Raw genomic sequence first — 17,492 nt, 5'->3', positions numbered from 1 at the left:
GAGCGCGGTGATGCGCCTGCTGACCCGCCGGGTGGTCGATGACGTGGTGGAGCAGCTCGCCAAGTGGGCCAGCCGGCCCGCCCGCTCTCGGCCGCTGGGCCGGGTAGCCCTCGCACGATGCGACGCAGCACCGGCAGCCGCGCCGCGATCGGGCGCTCCGCCCCGTGCTCGGCCGGTCGGTAGTAGTCGACGTCGGCGAGGTCGTCCGGCGCGTACTGCTGGGTGACGACGCCCCGCGGGTCGTCATGGGGGTAGCGGTAGCCGGTGCCGTGGCCCAGCCCGCGCGAACCGGGATAGTGGCCATCACGCAGGTGCCGGGGCACCCCGCCGCCACGACCGGCACGCACGTCGCCGATGGCCGCGAAGATCGCCTTCGTGGCCGAGTTGGACTTCGGCGCCGTCGCCATGTGGATCACGGCCTGGGCGAGGGTGAGCTGCGCCTCGGGGAGCCCGACGTATTCGACGGCGTGCGCGGCCGCCGTGGCGACGCTCAGCGCACTCGGATCGGCCATCCCCACATCTTCGCTCGCAAAGATCACGATCCGGCGGGCGATGAAGCGTGCGTCCTCGCCGGCCACCAACATCCGGGCCAGCCAGTGCAGCGCCGCATCGACATCCGACCCACGCATGCTCTTGATGAACGCGCTGGTCACGTCGTAGTGGGCATCGCCGTCACGGTCGTACCGCACCGCTGCCACGTCGACCGCCTGCTCGGCCGTCGCCAGATCGATCTCGACGATGCCCTGCGCCAGCGCCGACCCTGCCGCCGCCTCGAGCGCGGTGAGGGCCTTGCGCACGTCGCCGCCGGCGAGCCGTACGAGATGCGTCTCCGCCTCGCCGCTCAGCGTGACCGCCCCGGCCAGCCCGCGCTCGTCGGTGACCGCGCGCCGCAGCAGACCGCGCACCGCGTCCTCGGTGAGGGGCTGGAGGGTGAGCAGGACGCAGCGCGACAGCAGCGGCGAAATGACCGAGAAGTACGGGTTTTCGGTGGTCGCCGCCAGCAGCGTGACGGTGCGGTCCTCGACCGCCGCGAGCAGTGAATCCTGCTGCGTCTTGCTGAAGCGGTGCACCTCGTCGATGAAGAGCACGGTGGGGGGTCCGCCGGCCCGGCGCTGGCGACGGGCGGTGTCGATCACCGCGCGCACGTCCTTCACACCGGCGGAGAGCGCCGACATCGCGACGAAGCGGCGGTCGGTGGCGCCCGCGACGAGGTGAGCGATGGTGGTCTTGCCACTCCCGGGCGGGCCCCAGAGGATCACCGACATCGGAGCCGCCGCGCTGACCAACTGGCGCAGCGGCGCTCCGGGGGCCAGGAGATGATCCTGCCCGACGAGTTCATCGATCGTCGCCGGACGCATCCGCACCGGCAGCGGGGAATCGGCGTCCGGAACGGTGAAGCCGTCGACGCCACCGGCCCCCGTGGGTGCGGTGCGCACGCCACCGGCGTCGGCGGAAGAGAACAGATCGTCGGGCTCCATCACGAAGACAGTACCGGCCCGATCTCGGACGCCGAAAATGCGTCGAAAACGGGCCGGTTTTCACTGCCTGGACGGGACCGTCGCAGATCAGCCACGGCCGGGACGGCGGCCGCGGTACCAGCGACCGCCACCACCACCGGTGCCGCCCCGGCCGACACCCGCGAGGTAGAGGGCGAGGCAGAGCAGGCCGATGAGCACCAGCGTGTTCCAGTTGAACAGGTCGGGGGCGCCGAGATCGGTGTTGAGCAGGTCGAGCAGGAGCGCGAAACCAAAGACGGCGGCCGCGGCGATGGCGAACATGGTGTCCTCCCGAGGGGTGGGGTCGGTCACCTCCGTCAATACCCAGCCACGGCGCGCGGCAATCCATCGTGGACGGCTCTGTCGCGCGAACGGGACGATCACATCCGGGGCAGCACGGCCATCGGACGCTCGGGACGGCGCGGCGGCAGCGGAGCGAGCGGCGCGAGTTCGTCGATGGCGCCCTCGTCGACGAGGGCCAGGAACGCGTCGGCCACCGCCGGGTCGAACTGGCCGCCCCGGCCACGCTCGATCTGCGTCCGGGCCTCGGCCACCGTCAGCCCGCGCGCGTAACTGCGGTGCGAGCGCATCGCCGCCCACGAGTCGCAGACCGCGATGACCCGGGCCTCGATCGGGATCTCCTCACCCGCCAGTCCGCGCGGGTAGCCGCGGCCGTCGTAGCGTTCGTGATGGGCCGCGACGAGCGGCGCGAGATCGGGGCGGGCGCCGAACTCGGTCAGCAGCCGGCCGCCGTCATCGGGATGGCGGCGCAGTTGCTGCCACTCCTCCTCGTTCGGACGCCCCGGCTTCGCCAGAATCGACGCGTCGACATGGATCTTTCCGATGTCGTGCAACCTTCCGGCTGCCGCCGCCCGCCGCAGCGTGGCGTGGTCGAGCCCCAGACGCTCGCCGGTCAGCAGCGCCCAGCGGGCGACCGCCGTGCTGTGCTCCTCCGGGCTGAGCTTCGCGTCGACCTGGTCGGCGAGCCAGACCAGCGCCGGCGGCAGGTCCGGATCGGTGTCGAGGTCCAGATCGAGTACGGCGCCGGCGACGACCGTACGGTTGCGACCGCGCGCCTTGGCCCGGTAGAGCGCGTCGTCCGCGTCGTTGATCAGCCCCTCGATGTCGACGGTTCCGTCGAGCCCGCCCAGCGCGCGGCTGCCACGGGTGCCCGCGGTCGCCACCCCCAATGACGCGGTCAGCACCACGTCGGCGCCATCGCCCACCGCGATGCGGCTGTCGCACAATCCGCGACGCAACTGCTCGGCGATCTCGAACGCGGCGTTCTCGTCGACGCCGGGCAGGAGGCAGACGAACTCCTCGCCGCCGTAGCGGGCGGTCACGTCGGTGGCGCGCACCGCCCGTCGGAGTCGGTCGGCGGCCTGCACGAGGACCGCGTCACCGGCGGAATGCCCGTAGCTGTCGTTGATCGTTTTGAAGTGGTCAAGATCGATCAGGATGAGGCTCAGCGGCCGCCCGTGCCGCATCGCCCGCTCGGCTTCGAGCCGGAGCGTCTCCTGGAAGAAGCGGCGGTTGTAGACCCCCGTGAGCGCGTCGGTGACGGCCAGCCGTTCCTGTTCCCCCAGCGCGACCTGCAACTGCGCGGCGAGGCGGGTCCGGTCGCGGGTGACCATCGCCTGCCGGCCGAGCAACCCGACGCAGAGGATCGCCGCGACCAGCAGGGTGGAGCCGTCCGCGTGCCCGCCATGGACGTGATCCGCGACGAAGAGCCCGCAGACCGTGGCCGCACTGATCAGCCCCGGCACGATCGCCACGTCGCGATCGTGCTGGCGCCGTTCCGCGTCCGGCTCGGGATGGCGGAGCGCGACGAGCGGGACGAGGCAGAGGATCACGGCAGCCGCCTGCCAGCCGAGGTCGAGCCAGCTCGATTCGGTGTAGGCGTCGAGCACCGTGAGATAGGCGTACTGGGCGTCGCTCAACCCGGAGACGGCGTAACCGAGCCCGGTCAGCAGCACCCACAGCGGCACGGTCCGGTAGCCGGCGACGCCGACGGCGAGCATCGCGCTGACGATCAGCACGGAGAGCATCGGGTACGCGAAACCGATCATGGCGCCCGGATCGAACGAGGTCGGCACCAGCGGCCCGATGATGAGCTTCCAGCCGAGCGCGCCGACCCCGAGGGCCACCAGGGCGGCGTCGAGCACCCCCCGCGCCCGCCGCAGCACGTTGCCGCGCCCGAGCGCGACGAGGATCGCCACGAGCGCGAGCGGATACGAGAGCACGTAGACGTCGGCGACCGACGGCGTCGGCGGACCGTCCTCGGTGAAGAGCGCGTATCCGAGCCAGATGAGTTCACCGGTGAGCCACAGTGTGTTGGAGACGCAGAACAACCACCAGGCGAGCCGCCGGTGCCCGGCGGTACGCCGCGCGGCGAGCAGGCTCAGCGGCACCGCACAGGCGATCGGCACGATGTAGAGCACGCTGAGCGCGGAGGCGTCGGTGATGCCGGCACGACGGTTGATGGCGGTGAGGACGGCGTAGAGGGCCAACCAACCGGCACCGGCCAGGGCGGCCCGGCGGATCACCCGGTCGGCGCGGAGCGCGCGCAGCGTGGGACGGGCGCCATCGCGGTGCGCGTGCGCCGCCGCCGGAGCGGACGCCTGCCGCGCAGCAGCCACGACGTTTCCTCCCTGTCCCCGCCCTCGTCCCGCCCGGCCATGCCGAACCGTCGGGACACATTCTGGATGACCCCATCGGACCGCGTCGGTCACGGATGAGGAAAAGGGACGGTGACCAGGTGTGGCGCCCCCTCACGTCCGCGGAGCGAGCACCTCGCTCACGGGACGCAGCCGGGTCTTCAGCACATCGGCCGCGCGCGAACTGTCGAGCCGTATCTCGGCCGGCCGGACCAGGCCCGCCGCGGCGATGGTGGTGGTGGCCATCCGCGCGGGGTCGAGGCCGTAGCGGCGGGCGACCAGCAGGCCGAACTCCACCCGACTCACCGGCTCCGGCCCCGCCACGTTGAGCAGGCCGCCGTACTCCGATCCCACCAGTTCCAGAACCGCCGCCGCCAGGTCGTCCACCGCGACGGGGCAGCGGACCTCGTCGCTGAACAGCCGCGGACCCGTACCGGCGATCGCGTCCAGGCAGAGCCGGATCTGCGTACTGCGCTCGTCCCCCACGATCAGCGAGGTGCGCACGACGGCCGCCGCCGGCGCCACCAGCCGCACCGCCGTCTCGGCGGCCGCCTTCGCCGCCCCGTACGGGAAGACCGGGGTCGGCGGTTCGTCATCGGCATAGGGCTCGGGGCGGCCGGCGTGCAGCGCGTCGCTGGAGAGGTGCACCAGCCGCGCGCCCACCTCCACCGCGGCGAACGCCACATGCGCCGCACCCTCGGCGGTGACCGCCCAGTCGCCGTACACGTAGGCCGTGCTCACCACGGCGCGCGGCCGCAGCCGGGCGACCAGCCCGCGCACGGCGGCGCGGTCCCGCACGTCGAGCGGAAGCCACTCGACGCCCGGGACCGCACCCGCCGCACGGTGGTACGTCCCGATCACCCGCTCCCCCGCCGCCAGCGCCTGCCGGCACACCTCGGCGCCGAGGTGACCGCTCGCGCCGACGACGAGGAGCGTCATCAGGAGGGCTCGACGGGAGCCGCGACTCCGGCCGTGCCGGCCTGGGGAGCGGCCGGCGCCTTGGGTTTGGCGTCGACGCCCGCCTCGCTCCGCTGCTGCGCGGTGATCGGGGTCGGCGCGCCGGTCAACGGGTCGAAGCCGCCACGGGTCTTCGGGAAGGCGATGACCTCGCGGATCGACTCCGCGCCGGCGAGCAGCATGCAGGTCCGGTCCCAGCCGAAGGCGATGCCGGCGTGCGGCGGCGGTCCGTACTTGAACGCCTCCAGCAGGAAGCCGAACTTGTCCGCCGCCTCGTCGGGGGTGATGCCGAGCAGCTCGAAGACGCGGCTCTGCACGTCGCCGCGGTGGATACGGACGGAGCCGCCGCCGATCTCGTTGCCGTTGCAGACGATGTCGTACGCGTAGGCGAGCGCCTCGTCGGGCGCGGACTCGAAGCGGTCCAACCACTCGGCCGTGGGCGAGGTGAACGGGTGGTGCACGGCCGTCCATCCGTCATCGGTGGGCTCGAACATCGGCGCGTCGACCACCCAGCAGAACGCCCAGGCGTTCTCGTCGATCAGGCCGGAGCGCTTCGCGATCTCGATGCGGGCCGCGCCGAGCAGCTCCTGCGCCTCCCGCCGCGTGGTGGAGGCGGCGAAGAAGACCGCGTCACCGGGCTTGGCGCCGACCGCGTCGGCGAGCCCGCCGAGGTGCGCCTCCGACAGGTTCTTGGCGACCGGGCCACGCGCCTCGCCGCTCTCCGCGTCGAGCACCACGTACGCCAGGCCGCGCGCGCCGCGCGCCTTGGCCCAGTCCTGCCAGCCGTCGAGCTCCTTGCGGCTCTGACCGGCACCGCCGGGCATCACGACCGCGCCGACGTAGCCGCCCGCGTCGATCGCTCCGGCGAAGACCCGGAACTCGGTGCCGCGCAGGTAGTCGGTGAGGTCGACCAGCTCCACGCCGTAGCGCAGGTCGGGCTTGTCGGAGCCGTAGCGCGACATCGCCTCGTGCCAGGTGATCCGCGGGATCGGCCCGGTGATCTCGTGTCCGGCCAGCTCCTTCCAGAGCGCCCCGACGATCGCCTCGCCGAGCTCGATCACATCGTCCTGGGTCACGAACGACATCTCGATGTCGAGCTGCGTGAACTCCGGCTGCCGGTCGGCCCGGAAGTCCTCGTCGCGGTAGCAGCGGGCGATCTGGTAGTAGCGCTCCATGCCGGCGACCATCAACAGCTGCTTGAACAGCTGCGGCGACTGCGGCAGGGCGTACCAGGTGCCGGGCTGCAGGCGCACCGGCACCAGGAAGTCGCGGGCGCCCTCGGGCGTCGACCGGGTCAGCGTCGGCGTCTCGATCTCCAGGAACTCCCGCTCGTGCAGGATCGTCCGGGCGATCTGGTTGGCGCGCGAGCGCAGGCGAAGCGCCCGGGCCGGGCCGCTGCGGCGCAGGTCGAGGTAGCGGTACTTGAGGCGGATGTCGTCGCCGGCGTCGACCTGGTCGTCGACGGGGAGCGGCAGCGGCGCGGCCTCGGAGAGAACGACCAGCTCGGTCGCGGTCACCTCGATCTCGCCGGTGGCGAGCTCGGGGTTGGCGTTGCCCTCGGGGCGGCGCGCCACCTCGCCGGTGAGCTGCACGCAGAACTCGTTGCGCAGCGCGTGGGCGAGCTCCACGTCCTCGCGGAACACCACCTGCACGACGCCGGAGGCGTCGCGCAGGTCGACGAAGATCACGCCGCCGTGGTCGCGCCGGCGGGCCACCCACCCGGCGAGCGTCACCGTCGTGCCGGCGTGCGTCGCGCGCAGGCTGCCGGCGTCATGGGTACGGATCACGGCAAGCGTCTCCTTCAGCGGGTACGGGTTCCTCCGGCATTCTTCCAGCACCGGCTCGGGGGCCCGACGCCAGCACCCCGGCGGGTCGCCGACGAAACGTGTCCTGGACCACTCCGACCGGGTGGGTAGGAATGCCGAAGATCAGCCAGCGATTGTGTGTGGCGGTGCCGCCCGGCATCGCGATCATCCGCTCCTGGAGTGAGTACATGGGCAACCCACATCGACGGCTTCGCCGCCTCGGCATCCTGACCGCCACCGCCACGGCCGCCGCACTGCTCCTGGCCGCCTGCTCGGGATCGACCGGGTCCGGTACGGCCGGCGGCGCCGGCGACCACGACCCGAACGCGACGATCACGATCGGCTCGATCAACGAACCGACCACGCTGAACACGGTCAAGGGCGGCAACACGGGCCACGCCCAGGTGCTGCTCCGCAACGTCGTCGAGGGCCTCACGGTGCTGACCGACGACGGCAAGGTCGAGCCGCTGCTGGCGAAGTCGTGGGACGTCTCCACCGACGGCATGGTCTACACCTTCCACCTGCAGTCCGGCGTGACCTTCTCCGACGGCACCCCACTGAAGGCGGCGGACGTGGTCGCGACGCTCAAGCGGGTCATCTCGGACGAGTCGACCAGCGCCCGCAAGAAGAACCTCTCGATCATGAAGAGCGTCGAGGCGTCCGACGACAGCACCGTCAAGGTGACCCTCGCGCAGCGGTCGCAGTCGTTCCTGTTCTACCTGACGGCCACCGGCGCCGCGGTGACGAAGCCGAACGCCGGCAACCCGGAGACCACGGTGATCGGCACCGGCCCGTACAAGGTCGGCGGCTGGAAGCAGGGCGACTCGATCACGCTGACCCGCAACGACACGTACTGGGGCGCCGCGCCGAAGAACAAGGAGGTCGTCTACCGCTTCTTCAAGGACGCCACCGCCGAGAACAACGCGCTGCTGGCCGGGCAGCTCGACCTGGTGACGCAGGTGACCTCCCCGGACGTGCTCGCGCAGTTCAGCAACCGGCCGGAGTTCACCATCGTCGAGGGCACCTCCACGACCAAGGAGCTGTTCAACTTCAACGACGCGGTCGCGCCGTTCAACAAGGTCGAGGTGCGCAAGGCGATCCGCCAGGCCACCGACCGCAAGGCGCTGCTGAAGGCGGTCTGGGCCGATCGCGGCCAGGTCATCGGCTCGATGGTGCCGCCGACCGACCCGTGGTTCGAGGACCTGACCAGCATCGACGACTACAACGTGGAGAGCGCCAAGGCGCTGCTCGCCAAGGCCGGTCACGCCGGCGGGCTGTCGTTCACGGTCGACTACGTGCCGTCCGACGCGACCAACATCATCGCGCAGGGCCTGAAGAGCCAGCTCGCCCAGGCGGGCATCACGATCACGCTCAACCCGGTCGACGACGCCACCTGGACCGACAAGGTCTACAAGAACCACAACTTCCAGGCCACGATCATGACCCACGTCAACCAGCGGGACCTGGTCTGGTACGGCGACCCGACGTTCTACTGGCAGTACGACAACCCGCAGGTCCAGCAGTGGGTCAAGGACTCGGAGACGGCGGCGTCCACGCAGGAGCAGACCGACCTGCTGAAGAGGGTCGCCCGGCAGATCTCCGAGGACGCGGCGAGCAACTGGCTCTTCCTCGACCCCGCGATCAAGGTCGCGGCGACCTCGGTCAGCGGCTACCAGAAGAACAACACCACGGACAGCTTCTATGTCGCACCCATCGCCAAGCGTGGCTGACGCGCGGACGGCCGGTGGCCCCTTCCCGGGGTCACCGGCCGGGGCGGGGCGGTAACGCGTGCTCGCGTACCTCCTGCGGCGCGTCGCCTGGCTGGTCGGCGCGCTCCTGCTCGCCGGCTCGGCGGTCTTCGTCCTGCTCCGGGTGCTGCCCGGCGACCCGGCGGTGACGCTGCTGCCGGTCGGCGCCCCACCGGAGCAGATCGAGTCGATCCGGCACCAGCTCGGCACGGACCGTCCCCTGCTCACCCAGTACGGCGAGTGGTTCGGCGGGCTGTTCGCCGGGCACCTCGGCGACAGCCTCTTCACCGGAATCCCGGTGCTCGACCAGATCACGGCGCGGCTGCCGGTGACGCTGCCGCTGGCGTTGACCGCGTTCGTCCTCTCCATCGTGGTGGCCGTACCGGTCGGGGTCTTCGCCGCGGTCCGCCGACGCGGTCTCGCCGGCGTGGCCGTCTCCGGGCTGGCGCAGATCGGCATCGCGCTGCCGATCTTCTGGATCGGCATCGTCGTCGTCTGGTTGGTCGCCGTGCAGTGGCGGCTCCTGCCACCGGGCGGCTTTCCACGCGCCGGTTGGGCCGAGCCGGCAGCCGCGATCGACTCGCTGATCCTCCCGGTGGTCACGCTGACCATCGCGCAGGCCGCACTGCTGATCCGGTACGTCCGCTCCGCCACCCTCGACGTGCTCAACCAGGACTATCTGCGCACCGCGCGCGCCCTCGGCTACAGCCTGCCCCGCGCGCTGTGGCGGCACGGGCTGCGCAACGGCGCCGCCACGGTCGTCAGCGTCCTCGGGGTGCTACTGGCGGGCTCGCTGATCGGCACCGTCGTCATCGAGAGCGTCTTCGCGCTGCCCGGACTCGGCTCGCTGCTGCTCACCAGCGTCAAGGCGCGCGACCTGCCGGTCGTGCAGGGCACCGTCTTCCTGATGACCGCCACCGTGCTGCTGGTGGGGCTCGCCGTGGACGTCATCCAACGCGTCATCGACCCCCGACTGCGAGGTTCGGCATGACCTCCGTACCGGTGCTGGAAACCCCGCGCCCGACCGCGGGCAGGCGTCTCCGCCGGGGCCGCTGGTCGCCGTCGCTCGTCGCCGGCGCGGTGCTGCTCGGCGCCGTGCTCGCGCTGGCCGTGGTGTCGCTGGTCTGGACGCCGTTCGGCCTCGACGAGGCCCAGCCCGACGCGCGGCTCTCCGGACCGTCGGCGGCGCACTGGGCGGGCACCGACCGGCTCGGCCGCGACCAGTTCACCCAGCTCATGCTCGGCGCCCGCACGGCGCTCCAGGTCGGGCTCGCGTCGGTGGCCGTGGCGTTCGCGATCGGCGTGCCGCTGGGGCTGCTGGCCGCGGCGGCCGGACGGCTGGTCGACGACGCGGTGATCGGGCTGATCGACATCGTGATCGCCTTTCCGACCCTGCTGCTGGCGATGCTCCTGGTCACCGTGTACGGCGCGTCGACGGCCGTCGCGGTGTGGGCGATCGGCATCGGGATCTCCGCCGAGGTGGCCCGGTTGACCCGTATCTCGGCGAGCCGGATCTTCACCCAGGACTACGTGCTCGCCGCGCGGACCTGCGGCACGCGACCGGTGATGATCCTGGTCCGGCACGTGCTGCCCAACATCTGGCACACCCTGCTCGTGCAGGCCACCCTCGCCTTCGGCATCGCGGTCATCGCCGAGGCCTCCCTGTCCTACCTCGGGCTCGGCACGCCACCGCCGGCCCCGTCCTGGGGGCGGATGCTGCAGGAGGCGCAGTCGACGGTCAGCGTCGCCCCGTGGAACGTGCTCCTGCCCGGCCTCGCCGTCGCGGTCACCGTCATCGGGCTGAATCTGCTCGGCGACGGTCTGCGCGAGGCGCTCGACCCGCAGCTGCGCCGCGACCGACGGGTGGTGGCGCGATGACCGTGCTGGAGACCACCGACCTGACCATCACCCTCGACGGTCAGCCGCTCGTCCGGGACATGGCGCTGCGGCTCGCCGCGCGGGATCGGGTCGGGCTGATCGGCGAGTCCGGCTCGGGCAAGTCACTGACCGCCCTGGCCCTGCTCGGACTCCTGCCCGCGGGGATGCGCGCCACGGGCCGGATCCTCATCGACGGACGCGACCACCGGGACGCCTCCGACCGCGAGTGGCGGCGGGTACGCGGCCGCACCCTCGCCATGGTCTTCCAGGAGCCGCTGACCGCGCTCGACCCGCTGATGACCGTCGGACGGCAGATCGCCGGACCGTTGCGGCTGCACGAGGGGCTCAACCGCGCCGACGCGCAGCGGCGGGCGATCGACTGGTGCCACCGCGTCCACCTGCCCGACCCGCAGCGCCTGGTCCACGCGCTGCCGCACCAGATCTCCGGCGGGCAGCGGCAGCGGGTCGCTCTGGCGATGGCGCTGGCCTGCCGGCCCCGCGTCCTCATCGCCGACGAGCCGACCACCGCGCTGGACGTCACCGTGCAGGCGCAGATCCTCGCCCTGCTCGACGAGCTGATCGAGGAGACCGGGGTCGCGCTGCTGTTCATCAGCCATGACCTGCCGGTGGTCGCCGGACTCGCCCGCCACCTGCTCGTCATGCGCGACGGCCGACTCGTGGAGTCCGGCGCCGCCGACAACGTGCTGCGCCGGCCCCGATCCGACTATGCGCGGCACCTGGTCCGCAGCGCGGCCCAGGTGACCCGACTGGCCCCCACTTCCGTTGATCATGGTCAGACACGCGACATTTCAGACAGCCGGATGGCGCGTATGCCCATGATCAACGAATCCGGGACGGAAGGTGGGCAGTCGTGAACGAGCCGATTCTCGAAGGACGGCAGCTCACCCGCCGCTACCCGGGGCGTCCCCACCCGGCGCTCGACGGCGTCGACATCGCCGTACGCGCCGGTGCCGGTCTGGGCATCGTCGGCGAGTCCGGGGCGGGCAAGAGCACGCTGCTGCGGCTCCTCCTCGGCGTCGACCGCCCCAGCAGCGGCGAGGTCCGGTTCGCGGGTGCACCGCTCGCCCGCGCCGACGGACGGGAGTTCCGCCGCCACGTGCAGGTGGTCTTCCAGGACCCGCGCTCGTCGCTCAACCCCCGGATGTCGGTCGCGGCGATCGTCGGTGAGCCGCTGCGCTCGCTGCGGGTCGGCGGCGGCCGGACCGAACGCGCCGAACGCGTCGCCGAGGTGCTGACCGCGGTGGGTCTGCGTCCCGAGGACGGACGCCGGTATCCGCACGAGTTCTCCGGTGGCCAGCGGCAGCGGATCGCCATCGCGCGGGCGCTCGCCCCCTCCCCCCGGCTGCTCCTCGCCGACGAGCCGGTCAGCGCGCTCGACGTGTCGGTCCGGCTGCAGATCGTGGAGCTGCTGCAGGAGCTGGTCGAACGGCTCGGGCTCACCCTCGTCCTGGTCTCGCACGACCTGGCGATCGTCAGTCAGCTCTGCGCGGAGGTGATGGTCATGCGCCACGGTCGGGTGGTCGAATCGGGGCCGACCGCCACGGTGCTCACCGAGCCCGCCGACGCTTACACCCGCGACCTGCTGGCCGCGATCCCGCAACTACCGCAAAACCTGGGATGGGCATCATGACCGACATCGAGTTCGCCGACGAATGGCGTCGCTGGCACGCGGACCGCGAGGCCGCGGTGGCGGCGCCGGGTGGCAACCTCACGCTGACCGGAACGCACTGGGTCTCGGACGAGACCGAGATCGGGGGCGTGCCGGGGCGCTGGCGGGCCGAGGGCGACGCGGTACGGGTCAGCGGCGCGGTCGGACTGACCGTCGAGGGCGAGCCGGTCAGTGACGGCCTGTTCGGCGAGGGGCAGCGGCTCGCGGTCGGCGACCTGCAGTTGGCGATCATCCGTCGCGGCGATGACCTGGCGGTGCGCACCTTCGACCCGCGGTCGGAGGGGGTTCAGCGCTTCGCCGGCATCGACGCCTACGACCCCGATCCGGCGTGGGTGGTGACCGCGGAGTTCCACCCGACGACACAGCCGGACCACACCCTCCACATCGTGCACACGAACTCCGGGCGGGAGGTCGACTACGCGGTGGTCGGCACGTTCACGTTCACCGTGGCCGGGCAGCGGGCCGAGCTGGTCGGGCTGAACACCGGCCACGAGGGCGAAGCGCACATCACGTTCCGGGACGCCACGAGCGGCCGGGAGACGTACGGCGCGTCCCGCTTCCTCTTCCTGCCGCTGCCGACGGCGGCCGGACCGGTCGTGATCGACTTCAACCGGGCGATCCTGCCGCCGTGCGCCTTCTCCGACGCCTTCATCTGCCCGTTACCCCCGGCGGAGAACATCCTGCCGTTCGCGATCACCGCCGGGGAGAAGCAGCTGCTGACCCGGCCGTGACCGTGCGGGCGCCGGCACCGGGTTGAGCAGCCGCGGACCGTCCTGGCGACCGGTCGGCGGCACCGCGTATCGACGTACCGCTCTTGACGGAGATCGACCTTCGGCAAAGACTGCTCAGCACCTGCGTGCCGCGCCGGGATCGACCCCCGCGCCCGGCGAGCACGCTCCACGTCGGAGGGACCTCTCATGAGGAGTTCTCGCACCACCCGAGCCGGCCGGGTGACGGCCCTGCTCGCGCTCCCCGTCGCGCTCGCGCTCAGCGCCCTGCCCGTGCGGGCCGAGCCGTCCACATCGTCCGGTCGTGTCACGCCCGATCGCCAGTCCAGCACCGACCAGAACGGCGTCGCCCTGATGCGCGTCGTCGTACCCGGTCAAGCCGACGTGGACCGCCTCAACGAGATGGGCGTCGACCTCGCGGAATACAAGAAAACGGTGAACGGCGGTCTGGAGGTGCACGCCGTACTCAGCCCGGAGGAGACGCGGCGCCTGCGCGACCAGGGCTTCGACGTGCGCGACGCGCTCTCCGACGAGAGCGACTTCGCGGCCAACCAGGCCGAGCGGCGCGAGGCGATCGCCTCCGCGGCGGCGGTCGCCACCGAGGCCGACACGCTCAGCCCGCTCCGCGCCGAGTGGTTCACCAGCGTCGCCGACCAGCGCTTTCTCTCCGTCGAGGTGAAATCGAGCGCGACCGACGCGGAGACCGTGCTCACGGCGGCCTGGGACAGCGGCAAGGGAACTCCCGCGGGCTCCGGCGGCACCGCCACGATGTCGCGCTTCACCGACGCCGGCGCGTACATGTACCACCGGTTCAACACCCCGCTGGCCGTCACGACGGCGCCGAGCAGTGTCACCGTCACCAGCAGTCGGGGCGGCACGGTCACGATCCCGGTCAGCAAGTGGCTGGGCGCGAAGCGTCCGACTCCCGGCCGGCACTACATCGCCGACTTCGTCGACCACTACATGGATCCCACGGAGGTGACCCACCGGATCACCACGCTGGCCCGCGAGTTCCCGAAGCTCGCCCAGATCGTGGACCTGCCGCACCAGACGAACGGCTACCGCCGCGCGGCGCAGGCGCAGTTCGGCACCGATCCGGCGAGCACCTTCTACGTCAGCTCGAAGGCGTACGGCTCGGCGGGCGGCAACGACGTGAGCGTCGCGCTCGTCAAGCCGGAGACTCCCGCCGCACCGCTCACCGTGGCGGTGACCGGCAAGGACGTCGTGGTCACGCTCGCCACCACCGAGGCGGGCGCGATCGGCAGCACCGCGCAGCAGGTGGTGGACGCGGTGAACGGTGACGCCACCGCGGCGGCCCTGATGACCGCCAGCACGTACCGGGGCAACGCCGGCGGCGGGGTCGTCGCCGCCGCACCGGCGACGAAGCTGACCGACGGCCTGAAGGCGCCGGCGAACGTGTCGCGTGAACCGTTCCAGATGAAGGCGCTGCGGATCGGCAAGAAGCGCGACGGCTCGAAGATCGGGGTGTTCCTCTACTGCCAGGAGCACGCCCGCGAGTGGGTCACGCCGCTGGTCTGCGTGGAGACCGCCGAGCGGCTGCTGCGCAACTACGCCACCGACGAGCGGACCCGCAAGCTGGTCGACGGGCTGGACATCTTCATCCTGCCGACGGCGAACCCCGACGGCGGGCACTACAGCTTCTACGACTTCAACATGCAGCGCCGCAACATGACCAACCACTGCACCGCGGCGAACGCGGACCCGGCGCGGCGCAACTCCTGGGGCGTCGACCTGAACCGCAACTTCTCGGTCGGCTCCGTCCACGACGGCTACAGCGGCGCGTCGACGCTCTGCACCAGCGACGTCTTCGCCGGACCGACCGAGCTGTCCGAGCCCGAGACGCGCAACCAGGTGTGGCTCACCCACCAGTACCCGAACATCAAGTTCGCGATGAACACCCACTCGTACGGCGGTTACTTCATGTGGCCGCCGGGGTCGTACAAGGCGGCCGGCCGTGAGGTGCTGCCGCGGGTGGACTTCGGCTCGGAGAACTACTTCTGGGACGCCTCCACGCACATCCTCTCGGCGGTGCAGTCCTGGCGCGGGACGGCGATCTGGCCCGGCCGCACCGGCCCGGTGCCGGACGTCCTCTACTCGGCGGCCGGCAACAGCGCCGACGAGCACTGGTACAACCGCGGCATCATCGGCTGGGACTTCGAGGTCGGCGCGGACGTGTACGACCCGGCCACGAAGCGCTTCCAGGCGGTCGGCTTCCAGCCGCCGTTCGCCGAGGGGCACGAGGAGGCCATGGAGTTCGCCAGCGGGCAGGTCGCCATCCTGGAGGTGGCGCAGGCGTTCGCCGCGGACAAGCAGCGGCCGGAGTCGAAGCTCAAGGTGACGGCGAAGAGCGCCGGTTCCAAGGCCTTCACCTTCAGCATCGACGAGCCGGCCAACATCTACTACACCCTGGATGGCAGCCGGCCAACGCTCAACTCCGCGAAGCTCACCTCGTCCGGGATGCGCGAGGGGGCGCAGCAGATCACGATCACCCAGAAGACGGTGGTGAACTGGTTCGCGGTCGACATCGCGGGCAACGTGGAGAACAACTACAGGCCCGAGGGCACCAGGAACAACTACAACAGCGAAACCCTGTACGTCCCCAAGCAGTAACCCGTGCGTGCGCCGGTCGTCGCAACCGCGGCGACCGGCGCACCCACGTTGCGGCGGTCAGCCGGCGCTGCGCAGCCGCTCGATGTCGTCGAGCACCTTGCCGGCCGCGACCGGTCCGGCGCCGCTGCTCCAGACCCCACCGTCGACGGCGGCGACGCGGCCCGCGGCGGCCGCCTTCAGCCGGGCGAACGCCGGCTGCGCCTTGGCCGCGGCGAGGGCCTTCTCGCCGTCGGCGTTGAGCGTCGCGACGTAGATGAAGTCGGCGTCCACCTGGCCCAGGTTCTCCAGGCTGAGTGGATCGGTGTGCGGCTTGTCGGTGAAGTCGGCGGCCGAGGGGAGCTTGTCGCCGGTCAGCTGGACGAGCCGGCCGGGCATCAGCGAGGACGACATGATGAGCGGCCCGGTCGGCATCCACCGGACGACCGCGGCGGTGCCGCCGGCGCCGCGACGGGCGGCGATGTCCCTGGCGCGCTTCTCGATGTCGGCGAGCACCTGGTCGGCCTGCTCGCGCTTGCCGAGCGCGTCGCCGACGGTCCGGGTCTCGCTCTCCCAGTCACCGAAGCCGTTGATCTTCGGTACGACCGTGGGCGCGATCGCCTTCAGCGAGTCGTACTGCGCCTGCGCCGTGCCGGCGGCGGCGATGATCAGATCCGGCTTCGCCGTGACGATGGCCTCGAGGTTCGGCTCCCGCACGGTGCCCACGATCGTGACCCCGCCCGCCTTGTCGGCGAGGTACGTGGAGACCGTGTTGCCGCCGCGGCTGGAGAGTGTGCCGACCGGCGTCACGCCGAGCGCCAGCGCGCTGTCCAGGACGGCGTCGCCGAGCGCCACGATGCGGGTGGGCGTGGCGGGCACGGCGACGCCCCCGAAGGCGGTCTCCACGGTGCGGGTCTGCGCGGCGCCAACCCCGGCGGCCTGGGTATCCGAGGTGCCGCAGGCGGCGAGGGCGAGCGGCAGTGCGGCGAGGGCGGCGAGGGCGGCGAAGCGCCACCGGCTCGGGGCGCGGCGGGACGAGCTCATGTATCCACTCCGAGGGTCGACGATGGAAACCTCTGACCTAGAGGTAAGGCTTGCCTAAGCTAAGCATATGATCGTCAGCGACATAACCCGTGGTCTGGAGGATGCGTGCTCGTCGAGGAAATCGTCACGCCGCCACCGCAGGTGGAACAGCGCCGGCGACCCGCCATCCGCTGGGCCCCGGCGCTGGTGGTGCCGGCCGCCGCGCTACTCGTGACCGCCGTCGCGTCGCTGCTCTTCGGCAGCGGACAGGTCGACCCGATGCGGGCGCTCCGGGCCGTCGCCGGCGTGGGTGACCCGGAGGCCACCTTCGCTGTCTGGGAACTGCGCTGGCCGCGCACCGTGGTCGCGGCGGTCGTCGGTGCGGCGCTGGGCCTGGCGGGCGCCGTGCTGCAGGCCGCCGCCCGAAACCCGCTCGCCGAACCGGGCCTGCTCGGCGTCAGCGCCGGCGCGTCGACCGCCGTGGTGCTCGTCATCGCCCTCGGGGGCAGCGTCGCGACCCTCGGCCCGCACGTCGCGGTGCTCGGCGCGCTCCTCGGCTGCCTCGCCGTGCTCGGGGCTGCCCGCCTGCGGGGCGTGGGCGACGACCCGGTACGCCTCGTGCTCGCGGGGGCGGCCCTCACCGGGGTGCTGGCCTCGATCACGTCGGTGCTGCTCCTCGTCGACCAGCGCAGCGCGGACGAGGTGCGGTTCTGGACCGTCGGCGCGGTCGCCGGGCGCGACGTCGGCGTACTCGCCGGCGCCGTCCCGGCGCTGCTGCTGGGCGGCGTGCTCGTGCTGCTCGTCGCGCGCCCGCTGGCCGCGCTCGCCCACGGCGAGCAGGTGACCGCAGTGTCAATCGATCAGGTCGTGGACGGTTGCCGTCAGGTCAGCGAGCCGTTTGTC

Annotated in this window: 14 protein-coding genes; 8 read left to right on the top strand and 6 right to left on the bottom strand. The window is 71.9% G+C overall.

Annotation, left to right across the window (positions count from 1 at the left end; genetic code table 11):
• From AB0J06_RS25240 to aspS, 5 genes are all read right to left on the bottom strand, one after another.
• Positions 1-1,478, bottom strand: a 1,478-nt coding sequence (locus tag AB0J06_RS25240) for a replication-associated recombination protein A (protein WP_357431985.1), incomplete at its 3' end; no start/stop codon positions are given.
• Positions 1,479-1,565: 87 nt separating this feature from the next.
• The gene (locus AB0J06_RS25235) at positions 1,566-1,778 is read right to left on the bottom strand and encodes a hypothetical protein (RefSeq protein WP_357431984.1); all 213 of its coding nucleotides are present in this window, start codon (positions 1,776-1,778) and stop codon (positions 1,566-1,568) included.
• A 98-nt stretch (positions 1,779-1,876) separates the two neighbouring features.
• Complete coding sequence (locus tag AB0J06_RS25230) at positions 1,877-4,135, bottom strand: diguanylate cyclase (RefSeq protein WP_357431982.1); 2,259 nt, start codon at positions 4,133-4,135, stop codon at positions 1,877-1,879.
• Between the two features lie 132 nt (positions 4,136-4,267).
• Entirely contained in the window at positions 4,268-5,092 is an 825-nt protein-coding gene (locus AB0J06_RS25225) for a sugar nucleotide-binding protein (protein WP_357431980.1), read from the bottom strand.
• Positions 5,092-6,897 (bottom strand): aspartate--tRNA ligase, encoded by a 1,806-nt coding sequence (aspS, locus tag AB0J06_RS25220; RefSeq protein ID WP_357431978.1) that lies wholly within the window; start codon positions 6,895-6,897, stop codon positions 5,092-5,094. Before aspS ends, AB0J06_RS25225 begins: the two co-directional genes overlap by 1 nt.
• A 131-nt stretch (positions 6,898-7,028) precedes the next feature.
• Between aspS and AB0J06_RS25215 the strand changes: the two genes are divergently transcribed.
• The 7 genes from AB0J06_RS25215 to AB0J06_RS25185 all read left to right on the top strand — a co-directional run bounded on the left by AB0J06_RS25215 (position 7,029) and on the right by AB0J06_RS25185 (position 15,590).
• On the top strand, positions 7,029-8,645 hold the full coding sequence (locus AB0J06_RS25215; protein WP_357431976.1) for an ABC transporter substrate-binding protein: 1,617 nt from the start codon (positions 7,029-7,031) through the stop codon (positions 8,643-8,645).
• 58 nt (positions 8,646-8,703) lie between these two features.
• Positions 8,704-9,654 (top strand): ABC transporter permease, encoded by a 951-nt coding sequence (locus AB0J06_RS25210; RefSeq protein ID WP_357431974.1) that lies wholly within the window; start codon positions 8,704-8,706, stop codon positions 9,652-9,654.
• Positions 9,651-10,541: an ABC transporter permease gene (locus tag AB0J06_RS25205; RefSeq protein WP_357431972.1), complete on the top strand. Its 891-nt coding sequence runs from the start codon at positions 9,651-9,653 to the stop codon at positions 10,539-10,541. Before AB0J06_RS25210 ends, AB0J06_RS25205 begins: the two co-directional genes overlap by 4 nt.
• Positions 10,538-11,416, top strand: coding sequence for an ABC transporter ATP-binding protein (locus AB0J06_RS25200; protein ID WP_357431970.1), 879 nt, complete (start codon positions 10,538-10,540; stop codon positions 11,414-11,416). Before AB0J06_RS25205 ends, AB0J06_RS25200 begins: the two co-directional genes overlap by 4 nt.
• The gene (locus tag AB0J06_RS25195; RefSeq protein ID WP_357431968.1) at positions 11,413-12,192 is read left to right on the top strand and encodes an ATP-binding cassette domain-containing protein; all 780 of its coding nucleotides are present in this window, start codon (positions 11,413-11,415) and stop codon (positions 12,190-12,192) included. The genes AB0J06_RS25200 and AB0J06_RS25195 overlap by 4 nt, the downstream gene beginning before the upstream one ends.
• Positions 12,189-12,962: a DUF1684 domain-containing protein gene (locus AB0J06_RS25190; RefSeq protein WP_357431966.1), complete on the top strand. Its 774-nt coding sequence runs from the start codon at positions 12,189-12,191 to the stop codon at positions 12,960-12,962. Before AB0J06_RS25195 ends, AB0J06_RS25190 begins: the two co-directional genes overlap by 4 nt.
• A 186-nt stretch (positions 12,963-13,148) precedes the next feature.
• Positions 13,149-15,590: a M14 family zinc carboxypeptidase gene (locus AB0J06_RS25185; protein WP_357431965.1), complete on the top strand. Its 2,442-nt coding sequence runs from the start codon at positions 13,149-13,151 to the stop codon at positions 15,588-15,590.
• Positions 15,591-15,647: 57 nt separating this feature from the next.
• Here AB0J06_RS25185 and AB0J06_RS25180 read toward each other — a convergent pair whose 3' ends face one another.
• Positions 15,648-16,610, bottom strand: coding sequence for an iron-siderophore ABC transporter substrate-binding protein (locus AB0J06_RS25180; protein ID WP_357431963.1), 963 nt, complete (start codon positions 16,608-16,610; stop codon positions 15,648-15,650).
• Positions 16,611-16,715: 105 nt separating this feature from the next.
• Here AB0J06_RS25180 and AB0J06_RS25175 point away from each other — a divergent pair.
• Positions 16,716-17,492: iron chelate uptake ABC transporter family permease subunit (locus AB0J06_RS25175; protein WP_357431961.1), on the top strand; the 777-nt coding region annotated here is incomplete at its 3' end.

Origin of the sequence: Micromonospora sp. NPDC049679, assembly GCF_040659735.1 — a bacterium.
Lineage (GTDB): Bacteria > Actinomycetota > Actinomycetes > Mycobacteriales > Micromonosporaceae > Micromonospora_I.
Note: the sequence above shows the minus strand (reverse complement) of the source record. Positions and strands in the feature narration are given on the sequence as shown.